At 60.5% G+C, this 21,466-nt stretch carries 17 protein-coding genes and 1 riboswitch; of the genes, 10 read left to right on the forward strand and 7 right to left on the reverse strand.

The window, feature by feature from the left end; genetic code table 11:
* Nucleotides 1–180: 180 nt before the first annotated feature.
* Entirely contained in the window at nucleotides 181–360 is a 180-nt protein-coding gene (locus VGY55_19270) for a Flp family type IVb pilin (protein ID HEV2972122.1), read from the forward strand.
* 116 nt (nucleotides 361–476) lie between these two features.
* Here VGY55_19270 and serS read toward each other — a convergent pair whose 3' ends face one another.
* Nucleotides 477–1,757, reverse strand: coding sequence for a serine--tRNA ligase (gene serS, locus VGY55_19275; GenBank protein HEV2972123.1), 1,281 nt, complete (start codon nucleotides 1,755–1,757; stop codon nucleotides 477–479).
* A 111-nt stretch (nucleotides 1,758–1,868) separates the two neighbouring features.
* Nucleotides 1,869–3,242 carry a dipeptidase gene (locus VGY55_19280; protein ID HEV2972124.1) on the reverse strand — a complete coding sequence of 458 codons (1,374 nt, stop codon included), beginning with the start codon at nucleotides 3,240–3,242 and terminating at the stop codon, nucleotides 1,869–1,871.
* A 229-nt stretch (nucleotides 3,243–3,471) separates the two neighbouring features.
* Between VGY55_19280 and VGY55_19285 the strand changes: the two genes are divergently transcribed.
* From VGY55_19285 to VGY55_19305, 5 genes are all read left to right on the forward strand, one after another.
* Nucleotides 3,472–3,807 carry an ATP-dependent Clp protease adaptor ClpS gene (locus VGY55_19285; GenBank protein HEV2972125.1) on the forward strand — a complete coding sequence of 112 codons (336 nt, stop codon included), beginning with the start codon at nucleotides 3,472–3,474 and terminating at the stop codon, nucleotides 3,805–3,807.
* Nucleotides 3,808–3,809: 2 nt separating this feature from the next.
* A complete protein-coding gene (gene mtaB / locus VGY55_19290) occupies nucleotides 3,810–5,123 on the forward strand; it encodes a tRNA (N(6)-L-threonylcarbamoyladenosine(37)-C(2))-methylthiotransferase MtaB (GenBank protein HEV2972126.1) in 1,314 nt (437 codons plus the stop codon).
* Nucleotides 5,124–5,297: 174 nt separating this feature from the next.
* The gene (gene pgk, locus VGY55_19295; protein ID HEV2972127.1) at nucleotides 5,298–6,701 is read left to right on the forward strand and encodes a phosphoglycerate kinase; all 1,404 of its coding nucleotides are present in this window, start codon (nucleotides 5,298–5,300) and stop codon (nucleotides 6,699–6,701) included.
* A 621-nt stretch (nucleotides 6,702–7,322) separates the two neighbouring features.
* Entirely contained in the window at nucleotides 7,323–7,856 is a 534-nt protein-coding gene (locus VGY55_19300; protein HEV2972128.1) for a hypothetical protein, read from the forward strand.
* Between the two features lie 314 nt (nucleotides 7,857–8,170).
* Nucleotides 8,171–9,895, forward strand: a complete 1,725-nt coding sequence (locus VGY55_19305; GenBank protein ID HEV2972129.1) for a DUF1598 domain-containing protein — start codon at nucleotides 8,171–8,173, stop codon at nucleotides 9,893–9,895.
* A gap of 97 nt (nucleotides 9,896–9,992) precedes the next feature.
* Here VGY55_19305 and VGY55_19310 read toward each other — a convergent pair whose 3' ends face one another.
* From VGY55_19310 to VGY55_19330, 5 genes are all read right to left on the reverse strand, one after another.
* Nucleotides 9,993–11,141, reverse strand: coding sequence for a glycosyltransferase family 2 protein (locus VGY55_19310; GenBank protein HEV2972130.1), 1,149 nt, complete (start codon nucleotides 11,139–11,141; stop codon nucleotides 9,993–9,995).
* Between the two features lie 83 nt (nucleotides 11,142–11,224).
* The gene (locus VGY55_19315) at nucleotides 11,225–13,606 is read right to left on the reverse strand and encodes a YfhO family protein (protein HEV2972131.1); all 2,382 of its coding nucleotides are present in this window, start codon (nucleotides 13,604–13,606) and stop codon (nucleotides 11,225–11,227) included.
* A 27-nt stretch (nucleotides 13,607–13,633) separates the two neighbouring features.
* On the reverse strand, nucleotides 13,634–14,689 hold the full coding sequence (locus tag VGY55_19320) for a DUF362 domain-containing protein (protein HEV2972132.1): 1,056 nt from the start codon (nucleotides 14,687–14,689) through the stop codon (nucleotides 13,634–13,636).
* A 22-nt stretch (nucleotides 14,690–14,711) separates the two neighbouring features.
* The gene (locus tag VGY55_19325; protein ID HEV2972133.1) at nucleotides 14,712–15,650 is read right to left on the reverse strand and encodes a hypothetical protein; all 939 of its coding nucleotides are present in this window, start codon (nucleotides 15,648–15,650) and stop codon (nucleotides 14,712–14,714) included.
* 202 nt (nucleotides 15,651–15,852) lie between these two features.
* Nucleotides 15,853–16,794 carry a phosphatase PAP2 family protein gene (locus tag VGY55_19330; protein ID HEV2972134.1) on the reverse strand — a complete coding sequence of 314 codons (942 nt, stop codon included), beginning with the start codon at nucleotides 16,792–16,794 and terminating at the stop codon, nucleotides 15,853–15,855.
* A gap of 51 nt (nucleotides 16,795–16,845) precedes the next feature.
* Between VGY55_19330 and VGY55_19335 the strand changes: the two genes are divergently transcribed.
* From VGY55_19335 to cpaB, 4 genes are all read left to right on the forward strand, one after another.
* On the forward strand, nucleotides 16,846–18,630 hold the full coding sequence (locus VGY55_19335) for a hypothetical protein (protein ID HEV2972135.1): 1,785 nt from the start codon (nucleotides 16,846–16,848) through the stop codon (nucleotides 18,628–18,630).
* Between the two features lie 183 nt (nucleotides 18,631–18,813).
* Nucleotides 18,814–18,902, forward strand: a riboswitch (cyclic di-GMP riboswitch).
* A gap of 193 nt (nucleotides 18,903–19,095) precedes the next feature.
* Nucleotides 19,096–19,278 carry a Flp family type IVb pilin gene (locus tag VGY55_19340; protein ID HEV2972136.1) on the forward strand — a complete coding sequence of 61 codons (183 nt, stop codon included), beginning with the start codon at nucleotides 19,096–19,098 and terminating at the stop codon, nucleotides 19,276–19,278.
* 229 nt (nucleotides 19,279–19,507) lie between these two features.
* A complete protein-coding gene (locus VGY55_19345; GenBank protein ID HEV2972137.1) occupies nucleotides 19,508–20,068 on the forward strand; it encodes an A24 family peptidase in 561 nt (186 codons plus the stop codon).
* A gap of 272 nt (nucleotides 20,069–20,340) precedes the next feature.
* Nucleotides 20,341–21,444 (forward strand): Flp pilus assembly protein CpaB, encoded by a 1,104-nt coding sequence (gene cpaB / locus VGY55_19350; GenBank protein ID HEV2972138.1) that lies wholly within the window; start codon nucleotides 20,341–20,343, stop codon nucleotides 21,442–21,444.
* Nucleotides 21,445–21,466: the final 22 nt, after the last annotated feature.

Raw genomic sequence — 21,466 nt, forward strand, 5'->3', positions numbered from 1 at the left:
GGCCCGCGATTGATTTCGAACCCCTCACAAAACCGCCATCGACGGTCCCCATCTTCGCGGTTCCGCGGAGCACAACGGGAGACCGTCCCCACCTCCCAGGCGGTTTTGTGAGGGGATCTAAGGCGATCAACCGCGTGTCGAAACCTGCTCGCAACCGGATGCGGAGCAAAGGTGATCGACATGAAGACTCTCTTGCAGCAAATTCGTCGGCTTGTCGTATCGGAAGACGGCCCAACCGCAGTCGAATATGCCGTCATGCTGGCGCTAATCATATCGGTGTGCCTGGTAGCGATCACATCCGTCGGGAGCCAAGCCAGCACGACGTTCAGCAACGTCGCCGCTTCGCTCGGTGGTAGCTAACCGCTTCACTTGGCGCATTTGGCGTCCGTTGCTTGCGGTGAGAAACTGAGTCCCGATCCCGGCAACACAATTCGCGGAGCGCGGCATCCACGCTCTGCGAGATGCAAACGCCGAAATTACCTGGCACCGATCCAGTCCTTTCCGACCCAGGCTCGCAGCGCCTCCGGCACCAAGATTGAGCCGTCGGGTTGCTGATGATTTTCCAAGATGGCGATCAAGCCTCGGCTAATCGCGACCGCGGTGCCGTTGAGCGTGTGGACGAACTGAGTTCCTTTTTCCCCTTTGCGCCGATAGCGGATTCCGAGCCGGCGCGCCTGATAATCGGTGCAATTCGAGGTGCTGGTCACTTCGCCGAATTCCCCGGCTTCGCCGCGGCCGGGCATCCAGGCCTCCAGGTCGAATTTGCGATACGCCGGGCCCCCTAAATCTCCCGTGGCCGTATCGACAACTCGATACGGAATTCCGAGGCCGTCGAACAGCCGGCATTCCAATTCGCAGAAGGTATCGAGCATGCGATCGCTCGCGTCGGGAAGTGTGAAGGCGAACATCTCGACCTTAGTGAACTGATGCACGCGGTAGAGGCCGCGAGTCGCGCGGCCGTGCGCGCCGGCTTCGGTGCGATAGCAATGGCTGATCCCGCAGAGCTTCAACGGCAACTTCTCTTCTTCCAGAATCTCCTCGGCCAGCATGCCGCCCAGCGTGATCTCGGCCGTCGCCACCAGGCTCAAATCCGTGTCCGCCACGCTGTAAATCTGCGTTTCCGGTCCACGCGGGGTGAAGCCGATCCCCTGGAGAATCTCGTTGCGGGCCAGATCGGGCGTGATCGTCGGCGTAAAACCCTCTTTGAGCAAAAGGTCAAGCGCGTAGCGTTGCAGGGCCAATTCAAGCAGCACGGCTTCGTTCTTGAGGAAATAGAAACCATGCCCCGCGACCTTGGCCCCGGCCTCAAAATCAAACAACCCGAGCTTTTCACCTAGTTGCACGTGGTCGAGCGGCTTGAAGCTGAATTGCGGCAGCGGCGTTTTTCCGCGGCGCAGTTCCTTGCTGGCCGCCTCGCCGCCGATCGGGGCCTGTGGATGCGACAGATTTGGGATCGCTCGCAGGATTGCGTCCGCCTCTTCAACGACCCATTTCAACTGTGTTTCGATGGTGGTGGCCATCTCGCGGAGCCGGCGGCCTTCGGTCTTGCGAGCCTCGCGCTCAGCCGGGTCTTTTGCCTTACCAATTGATTTGCTGACGTCGTTCGCCTGGCGGTTCAATTCGTCCAACTCCGTCTGCTTGGCCTTGCGGTCGGCCTCCAGCCCGACAAACTTGTCGACATCCGCCTTGGAGCCGCGTTTGGCGCAGTTCTGCTTCACCAATTCGGCATTTTCGACGATGAATCTGCGATCAAGCATCGATCAATCAATTACGAAGTGCGAAGGACAAAGTATGAAATGTCATTGCCGCATCAGAGACGTTTAGCCGCGACCGGCCAGGCGAGCGAGGCGCCAACCGCACGTCAACCGTTATTGCCTCTTCACTGCGCCAAGTTCCGCCCACAGGTAAGCGCTGGCTTGGATGCCGCGATGGAAATCGGCGAGGTTGAATTTTTCGTTTGGGCTGTGGGCGTTGTCGTCATCCAGGCCCCAACCCAAGAGCAGCGTATCGACTCCAAGTTGTTCGTGGAAGGTGGTCACGATCGGAATCGATCCCCCTTCCCGCATGAAGACAGGCTTCCGCCCGAACGAGCGCTCGATGGCCCGAATCGCCGCCGCTATATATGGGCTGTCGAGCGGCACAACAACACCCGGCGCCCCATGAAAATCGATCAATTCCATCTTGATGCCCGGCGGAAGAAGGCCTCGCAGCATTCGCTCGAGTGAGGTGGAAATCTTCTTCGGATCTTGATTCGGCACGAGACGAAAGCTGAACTTCGCCGAAGCTCGTGCTGGAAGCACGGTCTTCGCCCCCTGCCCTTGGTAGCCGCTCGTCAGTCCGTTCACGTCGCAGGTAGGGCGAGCCCAGCGCCGCTCGAGCGTCGAGTATCCAGCCTCGCCCGAAAGTCCCTCGACGCCGATCTGCCGCATGAAGGCCGGCTCGTCGAACGCCAACGAAATGAACTGCTGCCGCTCTTGGTCGGTGAGCGGGACAGCGTCGTCATAAAAACCCGGTACTTGAATTCGCCCCTCATTGTCGACGAGCGCGGCGATCATCCGACACAGCGCGCCGGCCGGATTGGTCACCGCCCCGCCGAACGTGCCCGAGTGCAAGTCTTGCTTCGGACCGTTCAGCCGCAGTTCGTAATAGGCAATCCCTCGCAATCCATACGTGATCGCCGGCCGGCCGGGAGCGAATTGGCTCGAATCGCTGATGACGGCCACGTCGCAAGCCAGTTTCTCACGGTGCTGCTCTATAAATGGAAACAGATTCGTGCTGCTGACCTCTTCCTCCCCTTCAATGATGTACTTGAGGTTGACGGGGAGCCGCCCCTCGGTTTTCAGCCAAGCCTCGGCGCTCTTGATATGCGTGAACATCTGCCCTTTATCGTCGGTCGCACCGCGGGCGACGAGATTGTCGCCCCGGCGGGTCGGCTCGAAAGGAGGTGAATTCCATTCGTCCAGCGGATCGACCGGCTGCACGTCGTAATGGCCGTAAACCAATACAGTCGGCGTACCCGGCGCCGCTAGCGATTCCGCGAAGACAAGCGGATGGCCCGGCGTCGGAATCTTCTCTGCCCGAAATCCGAGCAATTGGAATTGACTGAGCACCCAATCGGCTGCCCGCTCGATGTCGCGGCGATGCTCGCCGATCGCGCTAATGCTCGGAATCCGCAGCAACTCGCACAATTCGTTCTCGAAACGGCCGCCCTGACTGGCGAGATACTCTTCAAGGTTTGGCATAATTGTCGCTAGCGTGGAGCTAAACTCACGAGAATTTAGACGCTCGGAGGCGTCGCGCCGGAATTCTTGCGAATTCCGCTGCGCCGCCACTCGGTAGGGCGCGGTTTCCAGTCGCCGGATTCGTCCCTTATAATAGCGTTGGCCGCAGCGTGCGACCATCGTCAACCGTGAAAAACTCTGAGGAGTAGCCGTGACGGACGACCAAGCAGTCGAAGTGGCGGAGCCGGAGGTGGTGCAGCCGGTCGTCGATACCGTGCGCCGCAAGCAGGAAAAGAAACGGTCCAAGCCGAAGCGGCAACCGCCCTACAACGTCGTTCTCCTCGACGATAACGACCATAGCTACGCTTATGTAGTCCACATGCTGCAAAAGCTATTTGGTCATCCTGCCGAAAAGGGCTACGAGTTGGCGAAGGAAGTGGATACCCGCGGCCGCGCCATCGTCCTCACGACGACGCGCGAACATGCGGAGCTGAAACGCGATCAGATCCACGCCTTTGGCAAAGATGACCTCATCGACGGCTGCAAAGGCTCGATGTCGGCTACCATCGAGCCGATCGAAGGCTAAGCATGGCTACCCTTCGAACTGTAACTCTCGGCTGCAAGGTCAACCAGTACGAGACAGAGTACGTGCGGCAGGGGCTGCTCCAGGCCGGTTATCGCGATGCCGCGGCGGACGAGCCGGCCGATCTGTGCGTAGTCAACACGTGCACGGTGACGACTGAAGGGGATGCCAAGAGCCGGCAAATCGTCCGCCAACTCGCCAAGCGCAATCCGGACTCGCGAATCGTCGTGATGGGCTGCTACGCCACGCGGGCCCCGGCCGAAGTCGCCAGGTTGCCGAGCGTGAGCGAAGTCGTGACCGACAAGCGCGAGCTGCCCGACCTCCTGGCCCGATTCGGGGTGGTCGATATTCCCACCGGCATTTCGACGTTCGCGAATCGTCAGCGCGCTTATGTCAAAGTGCAGGATGGCTGCATGTTGAACTGCAGCTTCTGCATCATCCCGCATGTTCGCCCGGTGCTGGCCAGTCGTCCGCCCTTGGAGATTCTCGATGAAATCGGCCGCTTGGTGGAAAATGGCTATCGCGAGCTGATCCTGACCGGAATTCATCTCGGACATTACGGCGTGGAATGGAATCGCGGCCGGCCGAAGCGCGAATGGCTGCGGCTGTCGCATTTGCTCGATCGGATCGCTGCGATGCAGGGCGATTTTCGCGTGCGTTTGTCGAGCATTGAGGCCACCGAGGTGACGCGCGAATTGCTGGCGACGATGGCCGCCAGTCCAGAGCGCGTTTGCCCTCATCTGCATATTTCCATGCAAAGCGGCTCGGATGCAGTGCTGCGGCGAATGCGGCGGCGCTGGGGAGCGCAGCGATTTCTCGACCGCTGCCGACTCGCGAAAGCAATGCTCGACCGGCCGGCGCTAACGACCGACATTATCGTCGGATTTCCCGGCGAGATGGAAGATGATTTCGCGGCGACATGCGAAATGGCCCGCGAGGTCGGCTTCTCGAAGATTCACATCTTCCCGTTCAGCCCGCGCCCCGGCACACCGGCAGCAAGGATGGACGGGCAAAATCCCCCCGATGTGAAGGCCGATCGCTGCCAGCGATTGGCCAATTTGGAGTCTGATCTGCGCGATCGGTATTTCCGCGGACTCGTGGGGCGGCAATTGCGCGTGTTGGTTGAATCGCCAGTTGCCAATCGACCCGGTCGAATGGTTGGCACCTCGTGTCGCTATGCGCCAGTGGAGTTGGACGGCACGATTGAGATTCGCAAGCGGTTCGTCGAAGTGACGGCCGGTAGCGTCGATGGCGGACGAATTCTAGGCGAACCGCCATTGCGTACTCCGCGTGACGAATCGTCGCCATCCGCGAAGTGATGAAGGCCCTGCTCCTGCCAAAGGTGGCGAGATTCTGTTATTCTTGGGTCCGTCGTTTAACCCGGTGCCGACGGCGACGGCGAGTGGCTGCGCAAACCATCGTCCCCGTCGACTCCGGGTTAAACGATTTGAACGGGCTAATAATTCGTGGTTGCCGATTCCGGAGGTTGAGTCATGTCCGTTTCCGAACAGAAGGTGCTCGCTTGGTGCCGCACGTTGCTGGGCGTAAATCCCACCGCGCCGCAAATGACGCTTGAGCAATATTTGGCCGTAATTCCTCGGCTGCAATCTCTTTCCGACATTCCGCGGGGCACTTCCGTGCTGATTCGCGGCGATGTCGACGCCAAGCCCGGCGCCAAGATCGGCGACGGAGACGAGCGGCTGCGGTCGATGGTCGAGACGCTGCAATTTGGAATCGAGCGCGGCTGGAAGCAGATTATCTTCGGCCACATTGGTCGCAAGCCCGACGGATCTCTCAAAGCAGTGGCCGCGAGAATCGGCGAGCTTTTGGGACAAAAAGTGCCGCTGATGACCGATTGGCTCGACGAGGCGACGACTACGATTCGCGCTGAGGCTGCCGCAGCCATCCGCGACATGCAGCCAGGGAGCATTTTGGTGCTCGACAACACACGCCGTTATGCGATCGAGCGCGTCTTATGGGATGCCAAGCCAGACGAACTGCCAGAAACTGTCCCGCAGCTTGCGCGACTGGCCAACGAATTTGCCGAGAAGGTTGCCAAGGTCTACGTCAATGAGGCGCTCTCGGCAGGGAGCCTCGACAGCTCATCGACGATTGTCCCTGCGGCGATGGACCGCGTCGCGCTCGGGGCCTATGTCGCCGGCGAATTCGACGGCCCTATGCGCCGCTGCCTGAAAACGCAATTGGTCATATTCAGCGGCTTGAAGATCGACAAGCTCGACGATCTGCAAGCGATGATCGACCGCGGGACGATTCGCTGGGTGTTCGCCGCCGGATCGCTGGCAATGGCCCTTAAGAAAGGGGCAGGGGAATTGGATGGCGCCGAAGTGGGCCTCGGTCTCGCGGAAGACCCATCGCAGAGCGACAAGCCCTTCTATATCGGCCGCGAACGGATCGAGCAGGCCCAGCGGATGATTGCCGCCGGCCGCCAAAAAGGGATTGAATTCGTGCTGCCGGTCGATTTTGTTTTGCAAGATGGCCGCGCCTCGGACACGATCGGCCAGGGGGACCAGCAATTCGACATTGGCCCGAAGACATCCGAGCTATTCGAACGGAAAGTCGGCGAGTTTATCGCGTCATCCAAGCCGCGGATCGCCGCCGGTCAGCCGCCAGTCGTCTTCCATAATGGAGTGTTCGGCATGTTCGAGGATCCGCGATTCGAAGAAGGGACCCGGCGGTTCGTCGCTCAACTCAAGCGGATGAAGGACGCGGGGGTTGAGGTCTATGTCGGTGGCGGCGAAGGTGGTAAAGCGCTCGAGAAATACGGCCAGCCGGATTGCGTGACGCACTCGTTCACCGCCGGCGGCACAGTGCTCAACGCGCTGGGAAGCGAGCCGGTGCCATATCTACAGGCCCTTCAGATGGCTGTGCAACGTTAACGGCCGCAGTTGATGCGGCACCGCCGATACGGCCGCGTTAGCCGGTTCGCTTGCGAACCGATCGGCGCCGCAATCGTTGCCGCGGTCTGGCCGCGGATCATCGGTTCGCAAGCGAACCGGCTAACGAATCCCGCTGGCCGCGCAGCTAAATATTGCCCAATCGGCGCGACCCTCACGCGCGACCTTTCCGATCCCGAAGGAATAAACGGTCGCGGGATGCATTTCGGCAACGGCGAATGGGAAATCTGGCTAAGGGAGCGATACAGGGGAACCGATACCACCACATAGATTCAGCCAATGGTTCTTAAGCGAGCCTGGATCGCCACGTCGGCCCTTGTCGGACTGCCGCGGTCGGTCGGCAGCGTTAGGGCCGCGAGACCACTTGGCCGTCCAGTATTGTTCCCCGTTTGTAAGGAGTCTCCCCATGAACCGTCGTCTTGTTGTTGCGTTGGCCTTCGGGGCTGCAATGGTTCTGGCCGGTGCGTCCCGTGTCCAGGCCTTCAGCTTCTTCGATGGTGGCTGCGGCTGTGCCGCTGAGGCGAGCTGCGCCGCCGCCCCGTCGTGCGGTTGTGCGGCGCCGTCTTGCGGCTGCGAAAGCTGCTGCCACGAGCGTTGCCATCGTTGTCATCGTTGTTGCAAGTCCTGCTGCGAATCGAGCTGCGGTTGTGCCGCTCCGACTTGCGGCTGTGCGGCGCCGACCTGCGGCTGCGAAAGCTGCTGCCACGAGCGTTGCCACAAATGCCATCACCGCTGCTGCAAGCCCTGCTGCTGCGAATCGAGCTGCGGTTGCGCCGCTCCTTCGTGCGGTTGCGCTGCTGCGGCCCCTGCCGCTCCGTCTTGCGGATGTGCCGCACCGAGCTGCGGATGTGCTGCTCCGAGCTGTGGTTGTGGCTGCGGCTGCTGCCACCACGCCCTCCACGATTGGCTCCACGCCTGCTGCCAGAAGACCTGCTGCGCGAAGAAGTGCTGTGGTTGCGGTTGCGGTTGCGAAGCGAGCTGTGGATGTGCCGCCGCCCCGAGCTGCGGTTGCGCCAAGTAAGCTTGTGTGATCGAGAGCCGACCCCTCCCGTCGGTCTCTTGAGCCTGACAATTGAAACGGCCTGCTGGGGTGCAACCTGGCAGGCCGTTTTTTTTGTTTTGGCGGCTGCGACATGAGGGCCACGGAATAAAGTCTCCGCCGCCGGCCGAACTGGTCTATCGAGCAGTCTGCTTGACATTGGTCGCCCCGATATGCGAGGCTGATTTGCGCCGGGCCGCTCGTATCTTGGGCCGAACTTTCCGGGAGGTGGCTTATGTTCCCGTCGATCATCGGACGTGGTCTTTTTCAGATTCCAATCGCAGTTGCGGGTGCCATGCCGACGCGAACGCCAATTGACTGCGTTCAACCAACACGCCGTGCCGCTCGCGTGGGCATGTTTTCCGGTCCACCAAGTCCGAAACATTCCAACGCAGGGCATTGGGCATGGCACGTGCCGCTCATTCCAGTGGTCGTCCTGATTTGCCAGTTGTCGCTGGTGCCGGCGGTGACACACGCGGCCGAAGCTGCGGACCGAACGTCGATCAAAGCCCAACTTGATGCCGGAGAGTTCTCCGCGGCGGTCAGCGCGGCCCAGTCGGCGCCCGCCGGTCCCGAACGCGATGCGATTCTCGCGCAAATCGCGGTCGCTCAGAATCAGGCCGGCGCTCGCGGCGCCGCGATCTCGACGACGTTCGGCATGTCGAGCGATCAATCTCGTGCCGACTCATTGAGCAAGCTGGTTCCCTCATCCGGCCTGGAATCGAGCGGCAAGGGTGGCTTTGGCGGCAATCAGGCCGATTTCGATTCGCTGATCGACTTAATCACTTCGACGATCGCCCCGACAAGTTGGAGCGATGCCGGCGGGACCGGCTCGATCGCGCCGTTTCCGACAGGAGTTTACGTCGACGCACAGGGCGTCTTGCGGACGTTGTGCGAGGATCGGTCGGGCGGCCTCGACGCACTGCGCCGCTCCGCGGCCACCGCCGTGCAAAGCGGCAACGCCCGGCAAACCTCCAAGATTCGAAAGATTTCGCTCACGCGACTGGAGCGCGAAGTTCAGCGATTGGTAGCACTGGGCCGGCAGCCGACCGAAGAGATGCGCATGCTCGCCGGCTTGCAGCGAATCAAATACGTGCTGGTCTATCCGGAATCGCACGATCTAGTCATCGCTGGGCCGGCGGGCGACTGGCAATTCGATGCCGACGGCCGAATCGTCGGGAAAGAGACGGGACGGCCAGTCGTGCAGCTCGACGATCTGGTGGTCGTCATGCGTCACATGCTGAACGCTCGCGACGCCAAATTCGGCTGCGCGATCACGCCAACACAAGAAGCCCTGGCCCGCACCAAGGAGTTCGTCGCCGAATCGAATCGGGCTCCGCTCAGGCCGGGGACGGAGGAGCGCGATCGCTGGCTGGCAAAGCTCCGCGATCAAATGGGCCGGCAGAATATCGAGGTCTACGGGCTAAATCCGGGCACTCGGGCCGCCCGCGTGCTGGTCGAAGCCGATTATCGAATGAAGCTGGTGGGCGTGGGTTTGGAGAACGGCGTGCTCGGCGTGCCGAGCTATCTCAGCATGATTCAAGTGCCGAATGGGCAATCCGCCCCGCCGATGGACGTGCTCCGCTGGTGGTTCACGATCAATTACGATGCCCTGCAGGCCACGCATGATCACGACGGCTTCGAGTTCCGCGGGCAGGGTGTGAAAGTGCTGAGCGAAAACGAATTGCTCACGGCGACCGGCCAGCGCGTCCACACCGGCGCCTCCGATGTGCTCAACTCGGAATTCGCCCGCAACTTCACGAAGCACTTTTCCGAACTTGCGGTCAAGTATCCGATTTATGCCGATTTGCAGAATATCTTCGATTTGGCGCTGCTCGGCGCATTGATGCGCTCGGAGCGGCTGGCCGATCGAGCGGATTGGCACCTAACCTTTTTCGGCGATCAGAAACGATATCGCGTGGAGGTTTCCGATTCGCCGAAAACCATCGAGACGGTGATCAACCATCGGGTCGTGAACCAATCGTTGATCCTGGTCGGTGTGAGCGGCGGCGTTTCGTGCGATCCCACTAAATTGGTCGAGCCGACCGCCTTGCAAGCCGACTACGGCACTCTCCGCGACCAACGCGCCGCCGCCAAGCCGCAGGCCAATTTGCCGAATGTTTGGTGGTGGGATTGAGAGAGACCGACGAACGGAACGCAGAAGACGCTTTGAGCGCGGAAATGCGAAGAGAGACTCGCTGTCTCCACTATTTTCTTGATGCCTTCTGCGCTTTCTAGTTTGTTACAGCATTGGCACGATCGATCAGAGTCGGCTCGCATTGAGAATCCGTGGTCGTCCTGAGCAATTCGGCCGTTTGAGCTAGCAATTGGTCGAATTCACCCGATGATTCGGAGACGGCATCATCATCCGTCGAGTTCGACACGGGTTGCTTTTTCGCTTCGGCCGCGGCGATGTTCACCGTTCGCTCAATGAGATAAAGCGGTCTGGCGCGGACTTGATCGTAGATTCGCAGGACGTATTCGCCGAGCATGCTGATCCCCAGGGCATTGAGCGCTCCGAAGAAGCTTGCACTCAGGATGTACGAGGTCCAGCCGGGGATGGCCAGATTTGTGAAAAGGCGGCAATAGAGCGAATAGCCGGCCAGCCCGAGGAAGATGAGCAGCGCCGAGTAGCCGATCAGGTAGAAGATCGTCAGCGGCAGCGAGGAGAACGAGAAAATGGCCGTCTTGGCTAGCCGCCACAGTCCGCGGAGCGAAACGCGCGGGTGATCGTCGTAGCGGGCCAAGCGCTCGACCACGACGCCCGTCTGTCGAAAGCCGACCCACGAGCGCAATCCCGGCAGATAGCGATCGCGCTCGGAAAGAGCTACAATTTCACGAACCACGCGGGCGTCGATTAGGCTGAAGTTCCCGGCATCGGGCGGGATCGGCGTCGTGGCGACGGCCGCCAGAGTGCGGTGAAACGCGGCGAACAACAGCCGCTTCCAGACCCGCTCTTTCCGCTTCGCCCGCAACGCGTAGACCACGTCATAGCCCTCACGCCAAGCATCTAGGAGTCGGCCAATCGCTTCGGGCGCGTCTTGCAGATCGGAATCCATCAGCACGACGGCGTCGCCTTGGGCATGACGCAAGCCGGCTTGCACCGCCGCTTGATGGCCGAAATTGCGCGAGAAATGAATCACTCGCACCTCGGGGCAGCGGGCCGCGATCTGATCCAAGAGCGGTCCGCTGCCGTCGGTCGAGCCGTCGTCGACGAAGATGATTTCCGAGCACACGCCCAGCACGGCGAGCGCCTGACGCACTCGGCCGAGCAACGTCGGCAGGACTTCGACTTCGTTGTAGACCGGCAGCACCACGCTAACGAAAGTTTTCGATAGCGATGGGCGCGTCGGAGCCAATTGGAGTTGGTCGGCCGGGGGCATATACCGATTCATAAATCAGTCGAGGTCAATTCGATTGCTAGAACGATACACGCACGAGGCGCCGTAGCTGAATTCGCCAGAATTCAGATGTCCCGTAAAGGGCTCGGCTCGGGACTTTGGCGAATTCCGCTGCGGATCGACGACAGCACCGCCACCGCAATGAAGCCTAGCCCAAGGATGCTCAGCCATTCGCCGTATCGCAGGCTCGCGGGCCGAAAGCGAAAATGGATTTCGCTCTTTCCCGGCTCGACGAGGCACCCCATAAAATCCCCGTTGACCCGCATAATCGCGCGCGGCTCGTCGCCCGACGTCGCTTGCCAGCCGGAATGATAACTTTCCGCGAGCACAAGCAACTGGCGGGTGGGCGAATCGACGGCAACGCGGATCTCCCCTGGCCGGTCGGCGACGATTATGGCGGTGCCGGCTGGGCCGGCTGGAAGATCAACCGGCTCTCCGACGAGCGCCGTCGATTCGAGCGGGATTTTTCTTATCTCACGCGCAGGATCGGCCGTGACGAGCGTCCGCGTGATCAGCCGAGCGCGCGGCAGCGGATTCTCGAATCGGAGCCAATCAGGCAATATGGGCTCGATAGACGCGCGGTCAGCCACATCTGCCCCCGCCGCGACCCAGACGACGCCGGCCAACCGCAGCGCTGCAATTTGCCGATAATCGAGTTGCCGCGCCGGTTCCAGGCCGGCGTAGCCATCGACGCGTTCCCAGCCGCGTAATAAAGATTGATTGCCGGCATGCAAGCCGCTACGGTTCGTCGGCACCAGATCGAGCGCGATGCGCCCGCTCGCTGGTCCGAGTGGAAGTGAGATCGAAGCGACATACCGATCGAACTCCGCAGTTTGCGGAAAGACGGCATAACTCATTCCGTAAATCGCAAGATCGATCGTCGAGAACGCCACTAGGCCGGCGCGCGCCCAAGCGGCTCCCCGTCGCGACCGGTTTAACAGCACCGCGGCGACCGCTAATAGGATCGGGCCGGTCCAAACGAGCGCCGCCGACGCCACATACTCTGGCCACCAAACAGGTCCGGCGGCGGCAAGCGCGACGCTAAGCCCCACGAGCAGCCCAACTGCCTTCATGCCGCTCGACGCACCGCGACTGGAACCGTTTGGCTCGGTTCGAGATTGCCGCAGCGACGTCAATCCGATTGCCGCCAAAACTGCCAGCCCGAAATGCACCAGCACAATCGCTCGGCACGGGAATCGAAATCGGTCGACGAGCGGAATTCGCGCAACAAACCAGCCGAACGGTCCTCGGTCGCCAAACGCCAGCAGCAATCCGAGCAGGACGAGCAGGATCGCCCCGTGAGCCAGCAAACGGATTCGGCCGGCCGCCGGGCGATGGAACACGCACCAGACGGCGAGCAACAGCGTCACGGAACCGGCATAGAGACCTAATTCGTGCGTGTTTTGGCCGACGACTCGGCTCTTGAATAAATACGGGGCGACAAGCTGGATGAGGTTGAGCGGGTCGAGTGAGCCCCAGCCGCCGAATGAACTTTCGGCAACTTGCCGCGATGAATGTAGCAGGGCATCGAGGGTTGGGAGCAGTTGAATACTGCCGAGCATGACACCGAGGGTTTTCCAAAGCACTAGCGTTCCAATGGCTCGAATGCCGATGCTGGCAGCGGCGGCTACGGCCTTCCCATCGTCCCATGCACCTCGCCCGGTTCGACCGAGTTCACCGACATCCTCGCTCCGTAGCAGCAACGCCACGTAACCGATCTCCGCAACCATCGAGAGCCAAACGTATTGCGGGTAACCCAACAGCAATTGCGAGCCGGTCAACAGGGCAATGGCAATGCCGCCGAGGCGCCGTCGATTCCGATCGGCGCCGCGGATCGCCGCATGGATCGCCAGTAATAGCCACGGTATATGCGCCACGACGGCCACGCCATTGACGTGAACGAAATGGAGCAGGCAAAAGCCTGAGAACGTGAATGTCAGGCCGCCCAATAGGGCCGCGTCGCGCCGAATGTTCCAGCGGCGCAGCAGCAAGTACATTCCCAAGAGCATCAACGGATAATTGACCAGGCATTCGAGATCGAACGCAATCCCGAGCGGCAACGAGCGATAGAGCAGCAGGTGGAGCGGATGGTAGGCGCCAACTTGCCCTTCGCCAGTCAGATAGAACCCGCAAAACATCTGCGGCGACCAATCAAACGCATGACCGTGGGCTAAACAATCGGCATAGAACGCCCGCATCGGTAGATGGAATGCGCCCAAGTCATCCGCCGTGTAGATTTGTCCGGCAAGAAATGGAGTCGCCAGGGCGAGCAGCATTGCGAATGAAAGTAGCGCCGTCCAACCGAATTGGAATCGCTCGGTCCGCGATGGATTGCGGTAGCTGAATTCGCCAGAATTCAGTTTCCGTGAGTCCCACGGCGTCTCGGAATTCTGGCGAATTCCGCTACCGAGGGCCGTCGCCAATGGCTCCGAGTTCAACAGCTTCATGGGACGCCGGGATTCTGGCGAGTTCCGCTACGATATCTTGATCCCATCAGTCTGAAGGGCGCGGAGATGTGGCCTGTCGATAATTTTGAACGGGGTGGCCACGTCGCGCCACGCTTCGCCGCGCTGTGTGATCAAGCGATCGTCGATCGGACCGAGCCGATTGTCGGCCAGTTGCAAGTACGGGACTCGCTCCGGCTCAAGTCCCATGAGCCGCGCGACCGTCGCATCGACGGCCGTCGGATTGGTTCCGACGATTACCAGCCCGAGCGATTTCGGGCTCCCCATGATCGGCCCATCCCCTTCCATGCAGACGATGCCATCGACGATCGAAATCGATTTGGCGAGCGAGGCGTTGATGTCGAACACGGTTTCGGGAATCCCGGCGTGATGGAGCACGTTTTTCGGCCAGCCATATTTGATCCCCGGAATCGTGCCGTACAGGTTCTTCATCGAGGCGGTGAAGCCGACCCAATGGTGCGTTTTCATCTTGGGCATCGAGACGATCAAGTCTGCCTCGATGACGGACTTGGGAAACCAAAAGCCTGGCAGCTTGCTCGCGCGGCCGGCGTTGGCGATCCAGGCCACCTCTTCGTAGTTCAGATCGGCGAACTGCAAACGCGCGGTATCGAGCGCGTCTTGCATGCCAGATTCGTCGAGGGCCAATTCCGTGTCGCGGACGTGCCCCGGTCCTTCACCGACGACGACGTTCGCTCCCCAGCGCTGAAACACGGCCGCGGCGGCGAGCACCATCGCGGGGTGGGTGGTCATCTGTGGCGATTTTCGCATCGGCTCGACAAGATTCGGCTTGAGCAGCACCCGCTTACCGGCGATCGGCTCCGGGTCGAAACCGGTTGCGAGCAGGCCGTCGCGAATCGTTTGTTCAAGCGGGCCATCATAGCGTTGCCCGCGGGCGATGAAGGCCGCTTCCTTTTTCGCCAGCGCGCGCCGCAAGAAAGGAATTCCGATCAGGCCGGCAATCGCCGCCCCGCCGCCAAGCAGGAGCGCGCGGCGGCCGAACGCCGGGGGAACCGAGTTGCCATTGGCAACTCGTGGATCGCGCTTCGACTCGGTAGGAGTAGTCATTTTTGCCTACAAGTTCGCATTCTTATCCCAGGGCCAGCGGCGATGTTGCGAGGGCTGGCACGGTCGCCGTTGGGTCCGGGTTTAACGATGCCTTTCGGGGCAGGGTGATCAACGGGGTCTCCGGCCCGAGGGCCGCGAGCGCCAGCAACGCCAAACGGTATGGTGCGCCATCGCGGTCGATCGTCCGCCGATAGGCGATTTCGAGCCATGATTGTGAATTGCGCGGCAAACGGCCATGTGCCGCAAGTCCTAAGATTCCATAGGAAAGCGATGCCGCCGGCGTGCGCGGCGATAGTTCGCTGTTCAGATAATCGAGCGATTTGTTGACGCGGCCGTCGGCGTCGGACTCTCCCGCGAGGGCCATCATCGTCAACCCGGTCGGCTGAAGATGCGGGCGAAGGACTTGCCCCATCACGAACGTGTTGCCATAGTTGCAGCCGCCATCCGGCAACAGCCGATCGACGAGCAATCGAACGGCTTCGCGCGCGCGTGGATGGTCGCCATGGCTCGCCGCCTTTAGCGCGAGCACGTGCATCGCGGTCGGCTCGATCCAGGAATGCGTGCCTTCAACCCAGGGCCAACCGACCAACGTCGAGTCGTGACCCAATTCGGGAGTCCGAGGCAACGTCTCGCCGCGCGTTTGCAGGATCCACGCCACGGCGCGGTCGATATCGAACGGCTGCTTGGCCGTGAAACAGTGTTGCGCGCAGATTGCGGCGAGAACCGCCAGGCCTGTCGGCCATCCGGGGGTGGCCTGCTGGGTCGTTGGCCCGATGCTCCCGTCGGCCGCCTGTAAGCAGGCCAACCATTCCATCGCCGAGATGGCTGCAGATCGTCGCGGCGCGACGGCAAGCGCCATTGCCGCCAGTGCCGTCGGCTCGGCGCTCGCTGGCCCCGCGGAGTGATAGCCGCAGGGGATCTTCGCGGCCAGGCGATTCAGAAGCTCGTCTTTCCAGTCCATGGCGATGGGGGTTTGAAAGTGTGCAGGGCGTAATGAGAGGCCCGTATGTTCGCGTCGATCCAGTGAAAGATAGCTTTGCGAGCGGAGCTAGAGACTCCAGAAACGACCAAAGCGCGAAACCGGCGCCTCCGAGCCGTTTAATCCGGAGCCAACGGCGGCGACGTTGTGGGTTCGAGGTGTACCGTCGCCCTTGGCCTCCGGGTTAAACGGCTGGCGCGGTTGCGACCGCCTGCTCGGTCGCGAGTGACGGTTCCGTGGCAACTCTGGCGGCGACGGTTTTCGGCGCCGGGCAGAGATGCCGCGTCGCTACGATCACTATCGCGGTAACAATCAATCCGCCCAGCACATCCGCAAAATAGTGCATGCCCGTCGTCACACACGAAAGCAGCACGAGCGAATTGAGGATCGCAATCGGCCAAAATAGGCGCCGCCCGCGAAACGCTGCGACGAGCAGGACGGCCCAGATCGTGTGAAAGCTCGGAAACGTGACGATTCCTTGGGCATCTCGCCAGGACACGAAGGCGACCCCTCTGCGAAGTCGGGCCAGCTCGCTCAGCACATCGATGTAATTGCCAGGTGTCGGCAAATGGAAATAGACGCAGCTTCCCTGGGCCGGGAGAAACGCGAAGATCGCCGAAGTCAGCAGCCCGCCCAGCATGAACCGGATCAAGAACACGTCCAATCGGCGATCCGACGTGAAGCCGAGCACCACGACAACGGCAATGATCTGGTAAAAGACCGAGCTGTAGGCGAGCCGCATCAGCAGATCGAACCACGGGTGCTGGCCTGTCCAAATCACCAGCGCGCCCGCCGAAAGCCCAAACGCCGCGTCAATCGCGGCTAACTGTTCGTCGATCCAGGGCCAGCGAGTCGTCGCCACAGCGTAGGTCAACGGGCCGAATACAGCGGTTGTGCCGACTAGGATCGCCAGGGCCTTGAGGCAAAGCATGAAGCACTCGACCCCTTTCCACCAGTAGTAAAAGGCGCCGAGGGCCAAGAGACCGCAAAACCCCAACGGCGGCCAAATATCGCCCCAGGGGATTTCGAGGCCCAAGACCAAGAGGATCCCAAAGGTCAGCGCGATGATCGTGCCCACAATCAGGTATTGGCACCGCGTAATCGGCGCGAGCGAAATAGTTGGCATGATCGTGCGTGGAGAGTGGCTGAAGGTGGTTTTTCAAATCTAGGTTAGAACATGAAGATTGCGGCTTGGTTTGTTTACCTGAACATCGTCGGCCTGTTGGCCGTTGCGATCTGGTTTCGCTGCCGCGATTTGGCGAATATTCCGGGGGTCAACGGCGATGAGGCATGGTACGGTGTACAGGCGGAACTTATCTTGCACGGCCGGCCGATCGCATGGCGGACGCCGACGGGCAATCTGCTGAACCCGTTGTTTTTTGGGCCGCAGTTGTTGCTTCACGCGCTGTGCGAGCCGTCGTTTGCACTTTTGAGGACGACCGCCGTTGCGAGTGGGCTGGCCGCGCTTGCGGTAAACTTCTGGCTCTGCCGGAGTGTTTTTGGCCGCCGAGTTGCCCTGATTTCGACGACGATTTTGGCAGTTCTGCCGATTAGCATCGTTTATAGCCGCTTGGCTTGGGACGCAAGCCAGTCGCTGTTGATCACGCTGCCAGCGATTTATCTGCCGTTGCGAGCGATCATCGATGCGCCGCGGAAAGTCCGTTGGAGCGCCTGCGGGTTGGCGGCGCTCACCGCGGCAATCATCGTGCATCCGACGAACTTGTTCGTCGCTCCGATCGTCGGAGTCTGCCTGGCACTGGCTTGGCGCGACGCGATGTCGACCATTTCGCGACGATTGCTCGGAAAACTTGGGTTTTCGATCGCTGCGATCGGGTTCGTGGCGGCTGGGGCGGCGGCCGGATCGTACTCGCCTGCCGTATTAGGGCGGTTCACGAATCCCACCGAATACGCGGCTTTCGGCGTCAATTTGGGCCGACTGTTCTCCGGCGCGACCGTCTACGATTACGTTTCCGGCGCGGTCGCTCCCGCGAAGGACGGAATGTTCCCATCGGAAGTTATTCTCTATGACCTGCCGACAAGCATCGCTTTCTGTTCGCTCGCATGGGGTATCTATCGACTGCTCCGTCGTGGATCGGGTTTTCGAGATGGAAGCGCCGACAACGCTGAGCACCTAGTGAACTCTCACGATTGGATCAATCGTCGGAAAATCGCGGTAACTGGTCTCACGGTCGGGTGGGGCTTGAGTTTGGCGGCGTTCTTCCTTGTTGCCGGACCGGCTGCGATCGCGCCGCACTTCGAGCGGTATGGGATTTGTTTGATCGGAGCGGGCGCGATCCTGGCGGCGTTGTCCGTTGACTGGTGGCTCGATCGTCCGGCGGGTGGCCGCGTAGCCGCAACGACAATTGCGGTTGCGACGGGTTGGCTATTGCTCGCCGTCTGCCACGCAAGCTTCTTTAACTTCATGGAAACGTCAGGGGGCAGGTCGCATCCCACATTTCGCACGGCGGCGATCGAGCCGAAGGAAGCGGCTTTCGACTTTATCGTCGGTCATAGCAAAAAGCCTGGCAGCGATGTCCGAGTCTTGACAAGCGAATGGTGGAACTATTGGCCGTTGCGCTATCTGAGCTTCGGCGAGCAGCGTGCCCCGGAATCGCCAAAGATCGTTGTCGAGCAATACACCGAGCTGCCAAACTTCATCTCGTCGGACTCATATCGCGGAAATCGAACATGGATCGTCGAGTTCGCTGAGAGCCCAGCTTGCGAAGCGGTCCGCAGATGGGGCCGCACTTGCCCCGCTCAGATCGAAGTGACCACGATACTTGATTTCTCCGGCCAGCCCTTGCTCTGCATCTTCCGCGTCGGCGCAACCGTCGAAGCGGATCAATCGTTCAACGCGGAGCCATCGGCGACGGCGATCACCCGGCGCGCCGTCGCCGACGGCTTCGGGCTAAAGGGCGGAGATCGGCCGTGGACCGCGATGCAAAAACTTCAAAAAAATTAAAGTTGCCGATTTGACAAGCCGCGTAGTTGACATAGGTTTTTGGTAAGCCGACGGCGATTACGTGATCGCCAGAGGAAACACGGCCTTCGGGCCGTGGTAAAGCGCGGATTGGATGTGGACCAAGAATCTCATCGCAGTTCGGTCCCCAACGATCGGCGCAACAGGCCTGCCCGGCCTCTGCGTTCTCGATAAAGGCAAACCGGTCGGAAGGCCGGGGCGCAAAGCCAAGGGCCGCGACGGATGCACATCCGCGCGGCAGCCAGGTTGCCGAAGGAATGTTGCGGCAAGTTCGAGGAGACGAGGAGCCGGACCGTAGTTAAATCAGGGTCGAGTCGCGGCACCGCAGGCCATCGCCGGTTTGCAAGAGCAGGCGCCGTACGCGACGAAACCCGACCTATCTTGTCTCATCGGCGCGTTTCCGTCCGGCTAGTAGCCGCCGGGGGCCGCCGTAATTGGAGGATTCCCATGAAGAACTTGGCTCTTTCGGTCCGACGTTTCCTCGTTTCGGAAGATGGCCCCACCGCGGTCGAATACGCCGTGATGCTGGCGCTGATCATCATCGTCTGCTTGACGGCGATTACGTCGATCGGCAGCAAGGCCTCGACCACGTTCAGCAACGTCGCCGCTTCGATTGGCGGAGCGAGCTAGTTGCGCGTCGGTCGGCGAATGCGAGCCGATTTGCGGCCGCATCGCATCGACCACCACGTGTAGTCCGCCTCCTCGGCATCGGCAAAGGCCCGATGACCGGGGAGGCATTTTTGTTGGGAATATGAAATACAGAATGCAGACTGCTGAATAAAAAAGTAAAAGATATTAGGCGCGCACAACTTCGTTAGGCGTTTTTTATTCTGCAATCTGATTTCGACAGGACCGACTCATGCTCAACCATCTCGGCGATTTCAATTTCACCGAACACTGGCACGTGTGGCTGGTGACGGTCATTCTGGTCGTAGCGGCTGTGATCGACGGCTACAAGCTCAAGGTCCCCAACTGGATCACCTTTCCGATGATCTTGAGCGGCTGGGCTTTCAACGTGGCGACGGCGGGTTGGGCTGGACTGGGGTGGAGTTTGATGGGCACCGCAGTCGGATTAGGATTGCTGCTGCCGGCCTATGCGATCGGCGGGATGGGGGCCGGCGACGTGAAACTTTTGGCCGGCGTTGGCGCTTGGGTTTTCCCCGAAACCACGTTTTATGCGTTTTGCTGGTCGGCCATAATCGGCGGCGTCATTGCCGTCGCGATGGTTATTGGCCGCCGCGCCTGGCGCAAGCACAAGGATCAATTCGTGATGATCTTTTCGGAGATCATGACGATCGGCAATCCGGCTGAACTATCAGCGATTGCCGCGGAGCGGAAGAGTTCGATGTTGCTGCTGCCGTACGGCATTCCACTGGCCATCGGCACGATCGCCTATTTTGCCTGGGCGGGGATGCTGTGATTCAGCGAGATTGGAGAAAGTCTGCCGATTGTGCCGAAAGTATCGAAGGAGGGCTGGGCTGAGTCGTTTGAGCCTCCCAGATGGATTTCGTCCGTCGATCCCGGCCGAAAGGTCAAGCGAGGATTCAAACGACTTTGCGACGAGATAGCGCACTGTCGAGCGAGACTTGTGGAAGATGGCGGGGATGCCGGAAATGCCGGCTCTGCGGGTTTTGATCAAGTCGAGGGAGATGACACGCCAATCATCTATATTGAAACCGAGGCAATGAAATCATGCGATCCAAAACCGTCATTCTACTAGCTCTTGCTCTCGGCTGCGGCCTGGTCGCGTCGATCGGCATCAGCCAGGTATTGCAGCGAAATCAAGATGCGGGTCCGGCTGAAGAGACCACTCCGATCTGGGTGGCGATGGCAGACATCAAGAGCGGCGATCTGCTCTCGCCGCAGAATCTGAAGCTCGAACAATGGCCAAAGGAAAAGGTCCCGCCGGGTGCGCTCGGCAAGCTGGAAGATATCGACGGAAAGCATTCCCGTTCCGCGATATTCCAGGGCGAGGCGGTGCTGGAGAAGAAACTGAGGGTCAGCGGCTCATCGGCGTCCGACACGATTCCGACGGGATTCCGAGCCTATACGGTGCAAGGCGACGCAATGAATTCGCACGGCGGGCTGCTGCATCCGGGAGATCGCGTTGATGTGCTGGTTTTTATCGATCAGAGCCGCGGGTCAATTGAGACCGGTACCAAGACGATCCTCCAAGACATCAAGGTATTTGCCGTCAACGACCAGTTGACCGCTCCTGATGAAAAACTGCCGGAGGCAATGACAGCTAAAACCGTTACGCTGCTGTTGACTCCCAGCCAAGTGGAGAAGGCGACGCTGGCGGCGGAGATCGGCCATATCCGGCTAGTGATTCGTAGCCCCGACGACAAAGGAGAGGTGAATCCGGCCGGCACTCGACTCAGCGACCTCTTTACGACGGACAAGACCGATCGTGATCAGGAGAATATGGACCCTCTGTTCGGCAGTAAGGCAAAGCCGTCCGGACTGGCCGCAATGCTGAACCAGATTCAACACGCCGCCACCCAAAACTCTGGACAGCCTCAACCGGCCGTCGAAAAGCCGCAGAGTTTCACCGTGCAGATCATCAAGGGAACCGAGATCACTCAATCGGAGTTTACTCGAAAGTTCGACAACGATTCGCGCTGGGAAAACGGGTCGGCAGGACCTCCTTCGAGAAGCGAACCCGCGGAGAACACCGCGCCCGCGACGACGGATCCTTCGAACAAGAGCGCCAAGGGCGCTTCGGCGACCAAAAAGGACGGAGCGAAATCGAGCGACGATAAGAATGACGCGGCCAGTGCCGCGGCTCGCGGCTGAACGCTTTTAACTGCAAAATAGG

The organism is Pirellulales bacterium (assembly GCA_035939775.1).
GTDB lineage: Bacteria > Planctomycetota > Planctomycetia > Pirellulales > DATAWG01 > DASZFO01.